This window comes from Proteus terrae subsp. cibarius, from assembly GCF_011045835.1.
Taxonomy (GTDB): domain Bacteria; phylum Pseudomonadota; class Gammaproteobacteria; order Enterobacterales; family Enterobacteriaceae; genus Proteus; species Proteus cibarius.
In genome coordinates, this window is sequence record NZ_CP047349.1 from 3,441,293 (window position 1) to 3,460,545 (window position 19,253).

At 34.9% G+C, this 19,253-nt stretch carries 18 protein-coding genes; 6 read left to right on the plus strand and 12 right to left on the minus strand.

All coding sequences use genetic code 11. The features are described from left to right. Positions 1 to 128: 128 nt before the first annotated feature. From gntU to gntR, 3 genes are all read right to left on the minus strand, one after another. Positions 129 to 1,466 (minus strand): gluconate transporter, encoded by a 1,338-nt coding sequence (gntU, locus tag GTH25_RS15790; RefSeq protein ID WP_075673494.1) that lies wholly within the window; start codon positions 1,464 to 1,466, stop codon positions 129 to 131. After that, positions 1,463 to 2,017, minus strand: coding sequence for a gluconokinase (gene gntK, locus GTH25_RS15795; RefSeq protein ID WP_075673495.1), 555 nt, complete (start codon positions 2,015 to 2,017; stop codon positions 1,463 to 1,465). The genes gntU and gntK overlap by 4 nt, the downstream gene beginning before the upstream one ends. Before the next feature lie 316 nt (positions 2,018 to 2,333). Next, the gene (gntR, locus tag GTH25_RS15800) at positions 2,334 to 3,329 is read right to left on the minus strand and encodes a gluconate operon transcriptional repressor GntR (RefSeq protein WP_109419979.1); all 996 of its coding nucleotides are present in this window, start codon (positions 3,327 to 3,329) and stop codon (positions 2,334 to 2,336) included. A 232-nt stretch (positions 3,330 to 3,561) separates the two neighbouring features. Between gntR and GTH25_RS15805 the strand changes: the two genes are divergently transcribed. The 6 genes from GTH25_RS15805 to GTH25_RS15830 all read left to right on the plus strand — a co-directional run bounded on the left by GTH25_RS15805 (position 3,562) and on the right by GTH25_RS15830 (position 10,261). Further along, positions 3,562 to 4,593: an iron ABC transporter substrate-binding protein gene (locus GTH25_RS15805; RefSeq protein WP_164530737.1), complete on the plus strand. Its 1,032-nt coding sequence runs from the start codon at positions 3,562 to 3,564 to the stop codon at positions 4,591 to 4,593. Further along, complete coding sequence (locus GTH25_RS15810) at positions 4,590 to 5,585, plus strand: FecCD family ABC transporter permease (protein ID WP_075673506.1); 996 nt, start codon at positions 4,590 to 4,592, stop codon at positions 5,583 to 5,585. Before GTH25_RS15805 ends, GTH25_RS15810 begins: the two co-directional genes overlap by 4 nt. After that, complete coding sequence (locus tag GTH25_RS15815) at positions 5,585 to 6,379, plus strand: ABC transporter ATP-binding protein (RefSeq protein WP_164530738.1); 795 nt, start codon at positions 5,585 to 5,587, stop codon at positions 6,377 to 6,379. The genes GTH25_RS15810 and GTH25_RS15815 overlap by 1 nt, the downstream gene beginning before the upstream one ends. Continuing rightward, a complete protein-coding gene (locus tag GTH25_RS15820) occupies positions 6,366 to 7,190 on the plus strand; it encodes a class I SAM-dependent methyltransferase (RefSeq protein ID WP_075673499.1) in 825 nt (274 codons plus the stop codon). Before GTH25_RS15815 ends, GTH25_RS15820 begins: the two co-directional genes overlap by 14 nt. After that, on the plus strand, positions 7,187 to 8,035 hold the full coding sequence (gene modD / locus GTH25_RS15825; RefSeq protein ID WP_159363597.1) for a ModD protein: 849 nt from the start codon (positions 7,187 to 7,189) through the stop codon (positions 8,033 to 8,035). The genes GTH25_RS15820 and modD overlap by 4 nt, the downstream gene beginning before the upstream one ends. 273 nt (positions 8,036 to 8,308) lie before the next feature. After that, positions 8,309 to 10,261 (plus strand): TonB-dependent receptor plug domain-containing protein, encoded by a 1,953-nt coding sequence (locus GTH25_RS15830; protein ID WP_164530818.1) that lies wholly within the window; start codon positions 8,309 to 8,311, stop codon positions 10,259 to 10,261. A 104-nt stretch (positions 10,262 to 10,365) separates the two neighbouring features. Here the strand turns inward: GTH25_RS15830 and GTH25_RS15835 are convergent, their stop codons facing one another. From GTH25_RS15835 to GTH25_RS15875, 9 genes are all read right to left on the minus strand, one after another. Then, complete coding sequence (locus GTH25_RS15835) at positions 10,366 to 11,424, minus strand: IpaD/SipD/SspD family type III secretion system needle tip protein (protein ID WP_164530739.1); 1,059 nt, start codon at positions 11,422 to 11,424, stop codon at positions 10,366 to 10,368. A gap of 106 nt (positions 11,425 to 11,530) precedes the next feature. Beyond that, positions 11,531 to 12,754, minus strand: a complete 1,224-nt coding sequence (locus tag GTH25_RS19265; protein ID WP_223673892.1) for an IpaD/SipD/SspD family type III secretion system needle tip protein — start codon at positions 12,752 to 12,754, stop codon at positions 11,531 to 11,533. 4 nt (positions 12,755 to 12,758) lie between these two features. Next, positions 12,759 to 13,592, minus strand: coding sequence for a type III secretion protein (locus tag GTH25_RS15845; RefSeq protein ID WP_099660482.1), 834 nt, complete (start codon positions 13,590 to 13,592; stop codon positions 12,759 to 12,761). A gap of 37 nt (positions 13,593 to 13,629) precedes the next feature. Then, positions 13,630 to 15,846, minus strand: coding sequence for a type III secretion system translocon subunit SseC family protein (gene sctE, locus GTH25_RS15850; RefSeq protein ID WP_164530740.1), 2,217 nt, complete (start codon positions 15,844 to 15,846; stop codon positions 13,630 to 13,632). A gap of 1 nt (position 15,847) precedes the next feature. Further along, a complete protein-coding gene (gene sicA, locus GTH25_RS15855; protein ID WP_075673505.1) occupies positions 15,848 to 16,354 on the minus strand; it encodes a type III secretion system translocator chaperone SicA in 507 nt (168 codons plus the stop codon). 149 nt (positions 16,355 to 16,503) lie between these two features. Beyond that, positions 16,504 to 17,565: an EscU/YscU/HrcU family type III secretion system export apparatus switch protein gene (locus tag GTH25_RS15860; RefSeq protein ID WP_156734195.1), complete on the minus strand. Its 1,062-nt coding sequence runs from the start codon at positions 17,563 to 17,565 to the stop codon at positions 16,504 to 16,506. Continuing rightward, positions 17,558 to 18,331, minus strand: a complete 774-nt coding sequence (gene sctT, locus GTH25_RS15865; protein WP_164530741.1) for a type III secretion system export apparatus subunit SctT — start codon at positions 18,329 to 18,331, stop codon at positions 17,558 to 17,560. The genes GTH25_RS15860 and sctT overlap by 8 nt, the downstream gene beginning before the upstream one ends. A 5-nt stretch (positions 18,332 to 18,336) precedes the next feature. After that, positions 18,337 to 18,594, minus strand: coding sequence for an EscS/YscS/HrcS family type III secretion system export apparatus protein (locus tag GTH25_RS15870; protein WP_075673510.1), 258 nt, complete (start codon positions 18,592 to 18,594; stop codon positions 18,337 to 18,339). Next, positions 18,594 to 19,253 (minus strand): EscR/YscR/HrcR family type III secretion system export apparatus protein, encoded by a 660-nt coding sequence (locus GTH25_RS15875; protein ID WP_075673511.1) that lies wholly within the window; start codon positions 19,251 to 19,253, stop codon positions 18,594 to 18,596. Before GTH25_RS15875 ends, GTH25_RS15870 begins: the two co-directional genes overlap by 1 nt.

The following is a 19,253-nucleotide window of genomic DNA, read 5'->3' on the forward strand; positions in this document are numbered from 1 at the left end:
CACAGAATAGAGAAACCTATAGGTTAATGAGACACGAGGTATTTTCTGTCATATTTGATAGTCATTTATAGCAATGAAAAAAGCGCGTCAAAGGACGCGCTAATAATTAAAAAAATAAAGATTAGATATCAAAGAAATGCAAAGAAAATCATACCGATTACAGCACCTGTTGTGCCAAGAATAGTTTCCATTAATGACCATGTTTTTAAGGTTTGAGCTTCTGTTGCACCCGTAAATTTACCAAACAACCAGAAACCAGAGTCATTAACGTGGCTAAGAATAATAGAGCCACCCGCGATACAAACTGATAATGCCGCCATTTGAGCACCGCTGTAACCCAGCTCATTGATAACAGGTAAAACTAAACCTACCGTGGTTAAACAAGCAACCGTTGCTGAACCCTGAATAACACGTACTGCACCAGCCAGAATAAAACATGCGACTGCGATTGGCATACCAGCACCAATTAAAGCATTCCCCAATGCAGGACCAACACCTGAATCTACTAATACTTGCTTAAAGACACCGCCAGCACCTGTTACCAGTAAAATGATCCCCGCAGGTTGGATTGCAGCGGAACAAATTTCCATCACTTTTTCTTTGCTCATTCCTCGGCGGATTGCTAAGCCGTAAATAGCAACTAAACAAGCGACAAGAATAGCGATAAAAGGATGGCCAACAAATTCAAGAATATTGTACAGATCTGTGCCTTTCTCAACGAAACGTGCACCAATGGTTTTGCATCCCACTAACACTAAAGGTAATAACACCAGTGCAAGGCTAAAACCAAAAGAAGGCATTTTGTTTTGGCCCAAACTTGGTTCAGTTAAATCTTTTGGTAATTCTAACGTCACGTAACGGCTGATAAAGTTACCAAAGATAGGACCAGCTAATAACATTCCCGGAATAGCCGCGCACAGACCAATTAAGATCATCCAACCAAAATCTGCATTCATTTGGTCAGCTAACAACATCGGTGTTGGCCCCGGTAATAAGAAGGCTGCAGCACCTGCAACACCCGCAAACAGAGGAATTGCCATTTTCACTACATTGCCACCTGTACGGCGAGCAACCGCAAATACAACACCAATTAATAAGACAACGGCCACATCAAAGAACAGAGGTAGAGCACAAATTAGCCCAGCGATACCTAAGGCATAATTAGCTCTTTTCTCACCAAAATATTTTAATAATCGTACTGCGATTTGGTCTAATGCTCCCGTTTCATGCAACACCTTACCAAACATTGCACCCAGTGCGACAACGATAGAAAGGAAACCCAATGTTCCCCCCATTCCGTTTTGCATGGTTTGTGTGATTTTTTCCAAGGGCATGCCTGAGAAAATACCCGCACCAATGGCAACAATCATTAATGCAATAAAAGCATGTAAACGCGCATACATAACAAAAAAGAGCAGTAATAAAACAGAGCCAACTGCCGTTAGCACAAGTGTTAATGTACTCATACTGTTTCCCCTTCAAAAGTCCCTTGCGTGACTGAATTTATCTTATTAATTGCACTTTCAATCACATCATCAAGTGGCATTGAAATGTCAATTTCATACACATCGTTTTCAGCTGTTGTTGGCTCTTCTAGAGTCTCAAATTGTGTTACCAACATTTGAGGTTTAAAAAAGTGCCCCTTACGTGCTTTTAAACGACTTTCAATCAGCTCATAGTCACCTTTTAAATATAAAAAGTGTAGGCATTGATTGCCGTCTCTTAACATATCGCGATACTGTTTTTTCAATGCAGAACAAACAATTAGCGAAACGTTATTGGTTCGTTGCATCGCAAATGCGGCATCATTTAATGCTTGTAGCCAAGGCTTACGATCTTCATCATTTAAAGCGTGGCCTGATGCCATTTTAGTAATATTTGAGCGAGGATGGAGGAAATCACCGTCCAAAAATGCAGCACCTGTGCGTTGTGCTACACCACTTGCGACCGCAGATTTACCGCTGCCTGATACCCCCATTAAGATGAAAACATGGTGTAGGGATTGGGTATCGTTCATAGAATGCTCCTTTAAGGCAGATATTAAGTCTTTTTTGTAATGTTACCCGTAACTGTTACGGGTAACATATCCGAAGTGGCAAGGTAAATACAACAACGAAGATTAACTAAGAAGTGAAAATGTGAAGCGACTCTCAAATGAAAGTAAGATGATCTACAAAATGACAACAAAATATCTGACCAACTTCTTTTTATTCACAGCCAAATTGGGAGTAATAGCGCTGAAAGAAGGCATCTCAATAAAAAACCCTACTGTTAAAAACATAACAATAGGGTTTTAAAAACATTATTTTCTAAATTATCAATAAGTTAATTTATTATATACTCTCACCAGTAATAATACGGAAACCAACATCAATCACTTGGCCACGAGCAATTTTACCTTTCATTCGTTTAAGTAATAAATCAGCCGCTTGTTGCCCCATTTCATCACGAGGGGTAAAGATACTTGCCAAACGAGGCGTCATCACTTGTCCAACATCGTGCCCGTGGAAACCCGATATCGCAATATCCTCTGGCACAGAAAGACCTAAACGTTGACACTCAAAAATAGCACCAATTGCGATATCGTCATTAGTGCAATAAAGCCCGTCTAAATCAGGATATTGCTTACGTGCAGCATGTAATAACTCAGCCCCTAACGAATAAGATGAGCTCTTTGGCGTCATCACATTTCCAATAGGTAAGCCTGCATTTTGCATTGCTTTTTCATAACCTTGTAAACGCATTAAGGTTCGTTCGTCCTGTCTTGCTCCAAGATAGATAACACGCTTACATCCACGTTTGATCATCTCATTGACCATCTGTTCTGAAGCATCAACGTTATCTAATCCCACAGCCGAATCAAAACAAGGTGAAACACTATCCATGATTTCCACCACAGGAATGCCTGCAGTTTCTAACATTTTCATTGTCTTTGGTGTATGCGTTCTTTCAGCGAGAATAAGCCCATCAATATTATAAGAGAGTAATGAAAGTAAGCGCTCTTCTTCTTTTTCAGCACGATATCCGTAGTGCGCTAACATAGTTTGATAACCGTATTTATCGGTTACTGATTCAATGCCACGAATAACTTCAGCAAAAACTTGGTTAGTTAAAGAAGGCAACAATACCCCAATCGCATGACTGGTCGAATTCGATAAAATATCAGGGGCGCGATTAGGAATATAATTGAGGCTATCTAATTCACGCGCAATTTTTTCTCGTAAAGCTTCCGAGACTTGTTCGGGATTACGCAAAAAACGGCTAACCGTCATTTTGGTAACACCAACTCGCGAAGCGACATCCTGTAATGAGGGGCGTTTTTTCTTCATTTTATATCGCAACTATCCAAAAACATTCGTATTAATACGCGCTTTAATTTTTCCAAGAACGCTGATTATAGCCCTAGGTTATACACTATTTCGAATAAAGTTTTTCAGATGTGTGCTTAGATTTGATTTTGACTGATGATCCCTTGACTTAAGCCAAAGGAAATATAGTATTTCTCGCTATATAATAAATGAAACAACGATACCAATATAAAACAATAAACAGTGTGAACTTATGGCTATCCGTAGACGACAATTTTTAACTTACCTCACAACAATTGCGGCATTATCAGCGCTTCCGCATTCTGTAAGAGCCACAATAACCTCACGTATTGCAGCGCAATTCGGTCATATTCCAGCATCAACCGCGATCCATCGCGTAATAAGTGCAGGGCCTCCTACTGATCAATTGTTACTTGCATTAGCGCCTGAAAAATTATTGGGATTTTCTTCACTTAATTTAGAAAAAAACCCTTTATTTTCAGATGAACTACGTAAATTACCTCATTTAGGACGTTTATCAGGACGGGGAAGTACACTCTCTTTAGAAGCTTTACTGACGTTAGAGCCAGATATCATTATTGACAGTGGCAATGTGGATGAAACCTATCGCTCATTGGCTAAACGTGTTTCTGACCAAACGGGTGTACCTTATTTGTTAATTGATGGCACATTAAAAGATAGTCCAGCTCAGTTGCGTCAAACGGGTGCTCTATTAGGCGTTTCAGAAAGAGCAGAAACATTAGCGCTGATTGCAGAGCAATATCTTAGTGATGCAGCCTTATTTGCTTCTACACAAAACATAAGCCCTCGTTTTTACCTTGCTCGTGGAGCAAAAGGATTACAAACAGGTGCAAAAAGATCTATTCATACCGAAGCGATTGAAACATTAGGCTTTAAAAACGTAGTAGATATTCCGAATTTCACTGGGTTAACGGATGTTTCACCAGAGCAACTACTGATGTGGGACCCTGAAATTATCATCACACAAGATGAAAATGCCTATCAGCAAATTATGCAAAACTCTGTATGGAAAAGTATTCAAGCCGTTAAAAACAACAAAGTCCTCCTGTTTAAAGGCTTACCATTTGGTTGGTTAGATGGCCCTCCGGGGATCAACCGTTTAATGGGAATGCGTCGCTTACAAAGCCATTTTGACGCTCGAATAGAAAAACAAGCTGCTCAAGATCTGCAAAATTACTTTGCTCATTTTTATCATACGCAATTAAGTGCTGAACAATGTCAGCAATTGCTGAGGTATTCATGAGTCAATCGGTACGCATCACGCTTTTATTTGCATTATTCTCCATCGTTGCGTTAATTGCGATTACTAGTGGTAAGTATTCACTTACTACTAGTGAGCTGTGGACACTGGTAAGTAATAAATTAACGGGCAATGTAGAGTATAACCGCACTGAAACTGTCTTCTGGCAAATAAGATTTCCTCGCGTTCTGGCGGCAATTTTAATTGGTGGAGGACTTGCAATTGCGGGTGCTGCTTATCAAGGTATGTTCCGTAATCCTTTAGTCTCACCCGATATTCTTGGGGTTTCATCAGGTGCAGGCGTGGGTGCTGTATTAGGTATTTTTCTTGGCCATTCCATGTTGTCGATCCAGCTTTTTGCCTTTGCTGGCGGTTTAGCGACCGTTGCCCTAGTCTATTTTATTGCAAGGCTTGCAAAACAACACGATCCAGTGCTTTCTCTTGTGTTGGTTGGTATTGCTATCAGTGCGTTATGTGGCTCAGCAATCTCATTAATGAAAATTCTCGCTGATCCTTATACTCAATTGCCTTCCATTACCTTTTGGCTCTTAGGCGGGCTTTCGACCATTACGGCTTCTGATTTAATTTCTGTTGCGCCTTTAATGTTAGTCGGATTTATTCCACTCATTTTATTACGCTGGCGTATGAATATTCTCAGCTTATCTGACGAAGAAGCCAGAGCGTTAGGTTTAAACGTCGAAGTAACCCGGCTTGTCTTTATTTTGTCAGCCACATTAATCACCGCAAGTGCGGTTTCTATCGCGGGTATTATTGGGTGGCTAGGTTTAATTGTTCCCCACATTGCAAGATTGTTAGTGGGTGCAAACTTCAGTCAACAGCTCCCTGTTTCCTTACTGGTGGGAGCCATAATGTTGTTAATTACAGATACATTAGCTCGCACAATTGCCAATATTGAACTTCCACTAGGCATTTTAACATCTGCCATTGGTGCGCCATTCTTCTTAATGTTGTTACTGAGAACGAGGAAAGGCTGATGATCATTGCTAATGCGAAACAGCTCGCCATTGGTTATAAAGGCAAAACTTTAATTAAAGATCTCTCATTTTATATCGAACAAGGGCAAATCATCTGCTTATTAGGCGCCAATGGCTGCGGTAAAACGACGCTAATGCGAACACTATTAGGGCTAATACCGTGTATTGATGGTGAGATTAATATTGCGGGCAAAACATTAAGTGAGTGGTCACCAACAGAGCTTGCTAAAGTCGTAGCCTATGTTCCTCAAGCCACACATATCCCCTTTTCTTTCAATGTCATCGATATGGTTGTGATGGGGCGAAGTGCACATCTCTCCTTTTTCTCTATGCCTAGCTCGCAAGATAGAGCGATGGCAATGAAAACCTTAGAAATGCTCTCGCTTTCTCATCTTGCTCATCGAACTTTTGATACTTTAAGTGGTGGTGAAAAACAGATGGTCTTGATTGCACGCGCGTTAGTGCAACAACCTAAGTTGCTGATCATGGATGAACCTGCAGCAAGCCTTGATTTTGGTAATCAAATCAAACTGCTTACCCAAGTTAAGGCATTAAAAGCATTGGGGATCAGTGTTTTTATGTCTACACATCACCCTCAACATGCTGCCTCTTTGGCGGATGATGTTATTTTACTGACACCTAATACCCCTGTTTTGCAAAACAGCCCTGAAGTTTTACTAACACCCGATAATTTAGCGCACCTTTATGGTGTACAACCCACAGATATTCAGGCGCATTTTCACGCCTACTCTGACAATAAAAATGACCATAGGCAAGAATATGAACACTATTGAAACCACGGATTTTGCTGAACTTTATAAAAACCACATGGTACAGGCGGAAAGAACCAAAAAAGAGCCTGAACATTGGGATAAACGTGCCGAAAAAATGGCAGAAACTTGTGCTAATCCTAATGATCCTTATTTAATAAAATTTCGTGAAATGATGGATTTTACCGGTGCTGAAACCCTATTAGATGTAGGTTGTGGCCCTGGCTCTATCAGCATTCATGTGGCAGATAAATTCAAGAAAACAATTGGTATTGATTACAGTACAGGCATGTTAGCTGTTGCTAAACGTAGAGCTGAACAAGCTGGTATCAACCACGCTGAGTTTATCACTTGTTCATGGGAAGATAGTTGGGATGCTCTTCCTCGTTGTGATATCGCCGTTGCTTCACGCTCAACTTTAGTGATGGATTTGCAAGCCGCTCTCTTAAAGCTGAATCGCCAAGCTAAATTACGTGTTTATACCACTCACACGGTTTCTCCAACCTTTGTTGACCAACGTATTATTCGCTTATTGGGTCGTGATGTACCCACGCTTCCAACGTACATTTATGCTGTAAATATGCTAAACCAAATGGGTATTCACCCTAAAGTGGATTATATCCGTAGCCGTAATTGTCAGAGTAATTTCAATAGCCTTGAGCAATTTATTGAGGGCATTAATTTCTCCGTAGGGCCTTTAAGCGAAGACGAAATTGCACGCCTAACAAATTACTATCATGAAAGCATTGAAAAAGGCGTTTCACTGATTTCACCCACTCGTGATTGGGCGATGGTTTCTTGGGATGTTGTTCCTGAAAGTGAGCTAACTCTATGATTTATTATCCTGATGCCTTTCTTGATAATTTATTGATGGAAGATATTCAATATGGCGATCTTACCAGCCGAGCACTCAATATCAGTGATCAGCTAGGTACAATGACATTTACCCGTCGTAAAGCCGGTTGTGTCAGTGGGATCACACTAGGTTGTCGTTTACTAGAAAAATTAGGATTGGTAGTAACAGCACATCTACAAGATGGTGAACTTGCCGATAAAGGCGATTGCTTAATCACCGCTGAAGGTCGTGCTGATGCACTACACCAAGGCTGGAAAGTCGTACAAAACGTGCTTGAGTGGAGTTGTGGCGTTAGTGACTATATGGCAAGAATGCTAGTAATCTATCACCGCTATCAACCTAAAGGGCAAATTGCGTGTACGCGTAAAAATATACCTAATACCAAATTACTGGCAACTCAAGCGGTACTTGCTGGCGGTGGTGTTATTCATCGTCAAGGTTGCTCTGAAACTATTTTGCTCTTTGCTAACCATCGTCGATTTTTATCAGAGCCTGATAATTGGGCGCAACATGTTAAGCAGTTACGCCAAGCAGCACCTGAAAAATGTATTGTTGTAGAAGCGGATGATATTGAACAAGCAAGAGAGGCGTTAAAAGCACAGCCTGATATTTTACAGCTTGATAAGTTCTCGATTGAAGATATTGCACAGTTACAACAAGAAGCGCCCCACATTGCACCTTATTGTCACTTATCTGTGGCGGGTGGTATAAACCTCAATACTATCGAAAAATATGCACAAACAGGCATCACCTTAATGGTGACGTCAGCACCTTATTATGCACCACCGGCGGATATCAAAGTTCGCCTTCACCCAAAAGATTAAATAAAAATAACAACTTATAAGTAAGTGAGTATTTACATATTTAATCAATAATAAATAAAGACAACATCGACTCAATGTAAAAGAAGTTATAACAAGGAAATGGTTGTCGTGGCATAGAGGAACATCTTTGCTGAGCTTCTTTTATATAAGTTTGTTGCTTTATTTTATAAAAACTAAGTGCTAACAGATTGTTAGCGCTCTTTTTATTCATTTATTTTTACGTATATCGCTATATAAATAATTATATAGTGGTTATAAACTGAGATTGGAATGATGAAATTAAAACCTCTATGCTACTGTTTATCACTTGCTCTATTGCCAAATATTGCACTTGCTGAAACCACTTATGGACAATCAACGCCTGATTTATTAACCGTTTGGAGTAGCCCTATTGCTGCAAATCCAGACGTATTAACACAAGAGCAGATGCTTGAACAAAATAAAGTGAATGCAGCACAAGCCATTGCAACATTACCCGGTATTGTTATGCAAAAATCAGGCAACCGTAATGAATACACGATTAAAGTGCGTGGTTTTGATAGCCGTCAAGTGCCTGTATTCTTTGATGGTATTCCAACGTATGTTCCTTATGATGGCAATTTAGACTTGGCACGCTTTACCACAAACGATCTGGCAAGTATCGAAGTTAACAAAGGCTATACCTCATTACTGCAAGGTCCTAACTTAATGGGGGGCGCAATTAATATCACTACTGCGACACCGAAAAAACCACTAGAAGGAAGCATTGCTTATTCTCAAGGTTTTGCTCGTGGTGCTGATTATGCACACAATATGAGTGCACGCTTAGGTGCGCGTAATGATTTAGGATTTATTCAAATCAGTGGTAGCCAATTAAAACAACGCTTTACGCCAATTCCTGGTACTGATGAAAATAATGCGGCTGCGGGTACTCATGGACGTCGTGATAATTCAGCAACTGATGATAAACGTGGCATGATCAAAGTGGGTTGGACGCCACGTGCTTCTGACGAATATACCCTAACTTATGTAAAACAAAACGGTGAAAAAAACAGCCCACCAAATACTTCTGCTAATGCTAAAGGTAGATATAAATATTGGGCATGGCCGGATTACAACAAAGAGAGCTATTACTATAGCGGTATCACACAAATCACTGATGGTATGAAATTACAAAGCCGTGCATACCACGATAAGTTCGAAAATACCCTTTATATGTACCCTAAAAAAGGTAATACACCCGATTACAGTCACTATGACGACTACAGCACAGGTGCAGCATTACAATTAGGTATCGATACACGTGAAAATGATCTGCTCTCCTTTGCCGCGCACTGGAAAGATGACGTTCACCGTTCTCAAAAAGAGAAAAATGGTGATTGGATGCGTTATAAAGACAGAACATGGTCTTTAGCAACAGAATACCAATGGGCTACTACTAATGATCTCGATTTAGTGGGTGCAATTAGCTATGACTGGCGCGATAGCATTGAGACTGATAAAGGCGCTGATGATAACAAACAAACTGCCTTTAACTGGGAAATGATGGCGAAATATTCATTAGCGAATAATGATAATATTCGCTTTTCTATATCTGATCGTAGCCGTTTCCCTACACAAAAAGAGCGTTACACAACTGAAAAACCTAAAGATGGCTCTAAAGGGATCATCAATCCCGATTTAGATCCTGAACGCGCATTATCTTTCGACTTAACCTATGAAGGACATATTACGGATAAATGGGGTTACCAAACCAGCATTTACTATAACCGCGTCAGTGATGCAATTATGGCACACACCGTTTATCGTGGTGGCAACGCATTCTTCCAAAACCAAAATAGCGGACGTATTGACTATGTTGGCCTTGACTTAGGTACGAAAGGAAACGTGACTGATTGGTTAGAGCTTGGCTTAAACTATAGCTATATCCATAGTGATCCTAAACAAGTAGCACATGTTGAAGGTTTACCAAAACATAAAGCCTATATGTGGATAACATTTATTCCTGTTGAACAAGTTCGCTTTACGATTATGGAAGAAGCGCAAAGTTGGACTTATAACCGTATCGATGAAAATGCCAAATTAGCAGGCTATGCTAAAACAGATCTACGTTTAGATTATGATTTTGGTTATGGTGTTTCTGCTAATACTTCTGTTAATAATCTTTTTGATAAGTCTTATGAATACACTCAAGGTTATATGGAAGATGGTCGTAATTACTGGTTAGGTATCGAGTATAAATTCTAATTTAAGCCATTATTTATAGATTCCAGAGCTGATATTATTAATATATCAGCTCTTTGTTATCCCTAAAATAGATTTATTTTCCATAATATCACTCTACAAAAAAATCAAAAACGCAAGAACCCCTTTGCCATTTCTAATAATGTATTCATAGTGCTGCTGACTATTTTTACGAAATTATCATAGTTACTATTTACTGAACTGTATTTTTTAGAAAGTTCATCTAAATTAGTATTAATATTTTTCTCAAAGGTATCTAATGTTTTTTTAATTAGCTCAAATTCCGTTTGTAAAATATCATGAGGATCTTCAGGTATCCCTTCTAAATAAAGAATTAAATTATCTAATTCAAATGAATTTATATTTACATTAAACAAAAAAGAAATATCAGGCCGAACAGATGATGATTTATCTATTTTTTCTGAAGTTACTCCTTTTATTTGACTCAGTAATTTTTCTATTGCAATAGCAGCCTTATCTACTTCAAGATTATTTTTATAATATATTTTCTCCCCATTAATTTCCCTATAAAATCGACCATCACTCTGTTTTTTAAAATACGTTTGAAGATTGAGAATATCCTTATCCTTAAAAGATGTCCTTAGATTCTTCAAATTATAAATTATAAAAGAAGTACTTATGTTTATATATCCATCCTTACTACCCGCATTTACTGACTCACTTAGTTTAGATAATGCTTCTCTCGCCATTTTTACAAAGTCCATATACTGAGAAAAAACATTCTTTAAAACATCTAGATAATCATTCTTACCAGCTGTAATCGATTGTTTTACATCATTAAATAAATCATTTAGTGAATCAGTGGGATAGCTATTACTCGGTTGTGCATTTGCAATAGAACGAGCAACACTACTGATTGTATTCAGACTGTTCTTTTGATTAATAGAATTCTTTACATATTGTTCATTTAGAAAAAGAGCCATATTACTATTTGATATATTTTCTAGATTTTTATTAATTTGATATTTGTCAATACAAATATCTTGGTACTCTCTTTTTACTTTTGCTAATAAATAATCAACTTCATTATAAAACTTTTCGCTCTCTATTCTATTAGAGGGATTATTAACATCAACCTTAGTATAAAAATGCTCCCCTACATTTAAATTATCATTTATATTAATTAAATTACTAACAGTAACCATAATATTAACCTTTTGTCATAGTAAAACTGTAACAAATAAAGCTATATACTATTAGAAATATTAGTTTATTTTCTATAAAATACCGTTTATTTATTTTTAATATAGTTTAGAAACGTAAGAAACCTTTTGCCATTTCTAATAATGTATTCATGCTACTACTGACTATCTTTACAAAATTATCATAATTACTATTTGCTGAGCTGTATTTTTTAGATAATTCATCAAGATTTGTATTCATCTTCTTTTCTAATGCATCAAGTGATTTTTTAAAGAGATCAAACTCTGTTTGTAAAATATGACTCATTACTTTTTCATCATTCTCTTTTCTCCATTCTTTCATTTTTTCATCTGCCTGAGCTTCAAATGATTGTTCCAGAATTTTTTTTGTCATTCCATAACTCATTTTGTAAAAAAAATCATCCTTAAGATCTTTTATATAATCTTTTCTTTTTTGTTGTAACTCTTCTTCTGTCAGTTTTTTTTCTTTCGACTCTTTTTCTTTTATCATATTTATAAATTTATCAAAGTCTGCAAATTCTATAGAGCCGATAAAATTAAAATTCATATCTTTACCTGATTTCTCTACTTTAATACCCTTTATCTCCTTTAAAAATTTCTCCATCACACTGATTGCACTATTAATCTGTTCTTTATTTTTATAAAATATTTTCTGTTTATCTATCTTCCTGCTATAACTACCTTTGTTTTCACGTACAAATAACATCTCAATATAAAAAAACTTCTCATCTTTTAATTTTTCATTGTACTCTTTTTTAAAATTTTCTAATTCCAGTCTAAAGTCACAAAAATTAACTGATAGAGTCCCATCCTTATCACCTGCTTTAGTATATTTTCCTATAGATGTTAATTTCTCTCTTAGCCCCCTTATATATTCCATATAATTTGAAAAGATTGTTTTTAATACATCTAAATAATCATTTTTACCAACAATAATGGATTGTTTTACCTCAGAAAAGAAATCACTCAATGAATCAGTGGGGTAATTCTTATTAGAATAATTATTTTTTATTAATGGAGAAGATTTATCCAATAAACTCAGGCATTTATTATGTCCAATGAGATTTTTATTATATTGTTCAGAGAGTAAAATAAATATTTCCTTCTCTGTTTTTCTATTTAAATTATTACAACTTTTCCAACTATCAAGATCGAAATTCTTATGCTCCCGTCTTATATTAATGATTAAATTCTCAATATCATTAAGAAACTCTTTTTTATTTTCTTCAACAAGAGTCGGCTCCACCGTTGGAGGATGGTTTGTTAAAGAATGAGCTATGCCAGCCATTCTTGAATTAATAGTCTGATTCATAAAATTATCCTTTTACATTTGAACCAATAACAGAAGCCGCGTCTTGTTGAGCATGAATAACAGCTTCAATAGCTTGCAATAAGGCCTTTATTACTTCTGTGATTTCTCTTAACATTTCATTGTTATTATTAATAACATGATTATTAATACTACCTCTTGCTTCTAATACTTTTTGTTTACCATCAAGTATAATTCCTTGAGATTGCATAGTTTGATCTGCAACTCTTGCCAAAGGATCAGCTGTTGAAGTCACTAGGTTCCCTATGACCATAGTAGGATTAGAGTGCCCTATTAGATTTTCACCCATTCCTTTAATAGAAATAAAGGCCCCCATGCCATGAATTGCCATTGAAATACCTGCGCTAGTAATAGCAGCACCTATCATAATATTCGCTTTTTTATTTAAATTATCTTTTATTTGTTCTGCTATATTTAACTCCACATTCATTAGCATAATACCCATATCTCTGGATACCTCAAACTTCTTAATCATCGACACGAGGTATTTAACCATTAAATTAATTAACTTCATCATATCATCAGAAATAAAATTAAATGTTCCTAAATTCTCCGTTTTAATGTTATCATAAACATCATTATCATTATCTACCTCAAGTGATTTTAATATTTCTTTTATATTAGGCGTTTTTATTTCAGGTTCTGATAAAATAGGATTTATGTTGTTTTTCGTTTTTTCTATAAACGCTTTAACTTTCGGTTCAATTAACTCTCTTAATTTATTTTTATCAATAGAACCTTTATTACCACCAACCTCATCACTATCTAACTTATAATTATTAAACAAATTAGAATTATCAACATTTACTTTTACGTTCATATAAAAACCTCAATAAAATAGACTTTATTAAATAGAATTAAATAGATATACTTTTTATTACATCAGATCTTAACTTATTACTAACGGACGTTTTTTCACTCATATTTTTTAATATTTCAGTTAAAGTATCAATATTTTCATGATAACTTTCCATTATCTTATCCATTAATTTTTGAATAAGATTTAATATAGTTTCTAATTTTTTACTGTCTGCCATAGACTGCAATATTTTAGCTGAAATGACACTACTATAAATATTAACTGCATTAGTTGCTGTTGAGTTTGCCAATTGAGAAATAACTACTGTACGATTTAGCATGGTAATTGCTTTTTGTGAAATATCTTTAGCTAATTGTTTATTAATTTTTTCTATTGCTTCTTCAAATGCCTGAACAATTATCTCTTTGATCATTTTACCAAGCATAACTTCTAGTGCATCATGTAATACTCTTTTTAATGTCTCTCTTACCTGTTGATTAAATATTTTCTTTGCAACATTTGTAAGACCTTTTACTGCAGGTCCAATAACAAAACTTAATGCCACTGCGGCAACAAATAGAATAATAGTAATGGCTATTTTTAGTGCCATTTTTAATTTTTCTTGAATTGAGTTTTTCATATCCTCAATAACTTTCTTATCTATACCAAATACTTTTAATCCTTCTAATGTGCTATTTATCACGTCAACCAGAAAATCAACAATTTTATCTATTGCATCCATAATAGCATTAGAAATAGGTTGCATGATTTCATCCATAAATGATTTGCCATGTATAGCTTGATACACTTCATCAGCCACCGTTAATGCTACATCAGCAACAAATAATGTTACCGCTACGGCCATTAATGCCATTGATGCACCCGCCGTAAAAATAGAAGCAATACCTGCGACAAGTGCAAGCAATCCTCCTAAAATTTTTAAGCCGATGCCTGCCCAATATTGAATTTCCTCTTGTTTTTTAATTTGAGCCTTTTGCTCTTCAATTTTATTTTTTAATGATTTTTCTGTTACTTCCTGCATTTCTTCAAAAAGTTTTTGCTCACTCTGAGTTCGCTGCAACATTACTTGTAATGTTAATTCTCTTGTTTTCGCTAACAGAAACGTTAATAATGCTATTCCTGATAATGAATCAGACACTATTTCAATCTCTAATGCACTTTGTGAAGAAAACAGTGTTCTATAGGTTTCTTTCGCTTTTTCCAGTTTACCTTTTATTGACTCATTTTCTTTCTTATTTATTAATGCCTTTAATTCCTCTTTATGTGACGTAATTTTATTTATCTTATCGTCATCCATAGGAACATTAGGCATATACTGGAAAGCATTATTAAAGAAACTGGATAATTTTTCATATAAAAGATCTATATTATCTAATGATATTTTTGAAATATCATTAGGAAAACTTAAAAATGGAAAAGTCTTTTCAAGTAACTTTCCCATTTCCTCTTTAGATTTTATTTTTCCAGAAAGCAATTTTTTTATTAAGGAAGCAGGAACCTCCTTATTATTTAAGAAACTTTCAACTTCTGATTCTGTTTTTAGTTTATTTTCTTTTATTTGATTATATACTTCCATCCAATAGTCAATGATAGCACCTTTATTATTTTTAATTTCATCCAGTATTGATTTCATTTGGTTTCTTAAACCATCAACACCTTTAGATAAAACATTCAGCTTGTTGAGGTAATAATCAAACTTATTAGGATCTTTAATTCTATCTAAAACATTTTTATTAATAATATTTTGGTAGGATAATTGTAAAAATAAGAAATCATAGTCTTTGTTTTTTTTCTTATTTTCTGATTGAGTTATTTCTAAAGGTATAGATGACAATGATTTATTTTCAGATATATTAATATTATTTTCTAATTTTTGATCATATAGGTGCTTCTTATTAGTAAGAATATCAAGCTTTTTGTTTTCACTTTCAGTTTTATTTAACTCCGCCTCATTTAACCTATCATTCCCATTAGAGTTTAACCTTTCATTTTCTTTTTGTGTTAAAAAAACATTTATTTTATATTGAGCATCATCTTGAACATTAATTCGTTGATTATTTCTTTTTTGTTCAATAGGTGCACGAAGAAAAGGTGCCAAAAAATTATTTTCTTTATCTTTAAGCTGAGATGCTACAAGATGTTCACTTGCAGCATTAATTTTTTGGGCTTGCTGTACTGTATCTTTAGTAACTTTATCTACTTCTTTTGATACTAAAGGTGTAGATAGAATTGAATTTTCATTATGAATAATCATACTATTCTTCCTTCTCGGTATTCAAAATAATAAGAGGAATATCTTTTAATGATTCTAAATAAACATTAGCCCTCTCTTTTATAGCGGTATCATTGATATTCTTTGAAACCTGATCAAAACAATATTTTGCTTTTTCTTTTTCACCTAATGATAGATTACATTGTCCTGCATAAAAAACAGGCCGGTAATCATTCTTTGCGTTTAAATAAGCTAATGCATAAAGATCAATTGCTGCTTGATACTGTTTTTTTAGTTGTTTAACTGCAGCGAGCCCCATAATATAGTCAACATTATAAAAATCATAGAGGCATAAAAATTTAAAAATAGCTTCTGCTTCATCCAGTTTTCCTTTCTGGTAAAAGTCATATGCAAATGAATAAATTCCTTCCATAAATCCTTCGGGGATAGCGCCTTCATCCTTTAGTGATGTCCCGTTTTGAACAATAGAAACAATATAGTTTGCTAATTGATCAAGTTCTTTTTCTGACATTTTTTCATATACTGACATAATGTTAATCCTTTCATCTATGATGAATAATTAATAGTAAAATTCTAAAGTAATTATTAATTAATTACTTTAATAAAACACACGTCTATATTTATAAATATAAATATATTATTTTTATAATTAATATGTGAATGCGGATAATAGATCTATTAGTGGCACGTATAATCCATTTCATCTCTCAACAAACCTTCAATTTCTATTTTCTTAAGCCAAATAAGAATATCCATAACATCCAATAAATCCTGATCTATCATTACATCAAACAAATGATATTTATGATAAAGTTTTCTCGCAAGTTCAGGATAACGAACAACAGGTGTACCCACTTTTTTAGCGTAAGCTTTCACAGCCAATGCTTTATCATTAATACACTTGAGGGAAACGAGTGGCATAATGCCATTATCGGGATCAAAATAAATACCTATCGCTACATGAGTTGGATTAACAATCACAGCTGATGAATCTCGAATAACTTTTTTCATGGGTTCATCAAGTAATTCTTGATGTAACTGTCTGCGTGTTGATTTTATTTCAGGATCACCTTCCATATTCTTATTTTCTTGCTTAACTTCATGTTTCTCCATCATCATATCTTTCATAAAAATAAAGAAGTCGGCAATAATATTTAAAATAAGAATGGGTATTGAGAGGATAAAAAAAACAAATATAAATTCAATGACAAGCGAACACCATTTATCAATAATAACATTCAGGCTAGAGCGATATAATATAAATATTTCGTGGCCATGTAAAATAACAAAAACATAACAAGTAACTAAAAATATAACTATAAATAATAATGTTTTTAAAAGATCTTTTATTGTTCTTATACTAAATATCTTTTTAAATCCAGAAATCGGATTTATATGGTTAAGATCAAATTTAATCGCTTCCGTAGCAAGTTTAAAACGAGATTCGAATAGTGAAGGAATTGCGCCAGATAAAAAAGTCACTGTAAGTATTGGCAATATAATATCAAAGAATAATTTCGATATAACATTGACGTAACTTTTTAGTGTGATATTTGTTGGATGCAACAAAAGAGATTGATAAAAACGGCTAAACTCATCTAAGTTAACCTGATGGAATAAATACATAACACCAATCAGATAAACCAGTCCTGATGTTAACTCTTTACTCTTGAAACTTTGCCCTTTCTTTGAAGAATCATCGAGTTTTTTCTGAGTTGGTTTTTCTGTTTTTTCAGCCATGATAAATACTCATAAAAATTGTATAAAAGTATCTATCATTAAAAAACTCATAAAGCTCTGAAGTCATTGCTGGAGCAAAAAAAAGAAGTAGTGATATAAATGCAATAATACCTTTGATACACAATGATAAGGAAAATGCATTTAATTGAGGGCAAAATAATGAGTAAACCCCTAATGCCACTTCGCTCAAAAACATAATAATAAGAACGGGTGAAACTAAAACGATAGCAGTGCGGATCATGTCATTAAGCCAATGACCAATAAATGAATAGCCAATTTCTTTATTAAAATAACCAATAGGAAATACATCATAGCTATCTTTTATTGAGCTCATTAACAACGTTAAGCTTCCACTAGATAAAAAATAAGCAGCACAAAATAACCCTGTTAATGAGGCAAATTCAGAAGATTCGATTCCTGTTGTTGGATTAATTGTATCACCGATACTTGCTCCTCGCTGATTATCAACAAATTCACCAAATGCAGAGGCTATCCAAAAGGGTGTTGCAAATAACAATCCGATTAAAATCCCAAGCACTAATTCGCTCAATAATACTATTTCCCAAGTATTTCTTATTTCGTCAGTGATTGTAATACTTGGTCTTATTCCCATCGCAATATAAAAAATAATAATATATTTTAACAATTGACTATTTAGCACTCGGCTATTTAAAAAAGGAATAAAAAGAAAAATAGGAAATAATCTTGTCACCAATAAGAAAAGGTCAATTAAATAAACCTGTATATACCCTAGCAGTATTAACATGTTATTTATCCTGCGGCTAATCCTAACATCATCATCTCTTTGGCATACACTAATATTTTATCGCCCATCCACCCCATCATAATTAATAAGCAAACAAAAACACCGACAAGTTTTACACCGAAAGGTAATGTTTGTTCCTGTACTTGAGTGATAGTTTGTAAAAGGCCAATTGCCAGCCCAATAAATGTTGCGATGGCGATAGGCGCAGCCGAAAGCAATATGACTAAATACACCGCCTTATTCGCCGCATAAACCATATCCATTATCTTACCGCCATGAGATCAAGATATTGATTAATTAATCCCTTAGCCAAAAGGGTCCAGCCATCCATAGCGATAAATAAAATTAATTTCAAAGGTACTGATAATGTAATTGGACTCATCATCATCATACCTAGAGCCAGTAGAATACAAGAGACAACTAAATCAATAACAATAAAAGGCAAGTAGAGATAAAAACCAATAATAAAAGCAGATTTGATTTCACTTAAAGCATATGCAGGAAGCAACGATAATAAAGAATTTTCTATACTTTCTTGATCCCCATAACCATTGGGCCGATTACCTTGTGCTTGTTCAAAAAAATCTAATAGTTCTGGCTCAGAATATTTGTACAAATAACGCTTATATTCCGCTAATGCATCATCAGAAAAGCGTTCAAACGAATCAGGGGAAGTAATATCAACCGGATTTTCAATAAGGTATTCATAGGTATTTTTTGCTATTGGTGTCATCACAAAAAGTGCCATCATTAATGCAATCGCATTGAGTACCATATTTGAAGGTACTTGTTGAACACCTAACGCATTACGAGTCATCACCAACACGATAGAAAATTTTAAATAGCAAGTCCCGGCAGCAATAATAAAAGGTGCCAATGTGGCTAATGACAATGTTAAAATGAGTGTTGTTGAGCTTTCCAT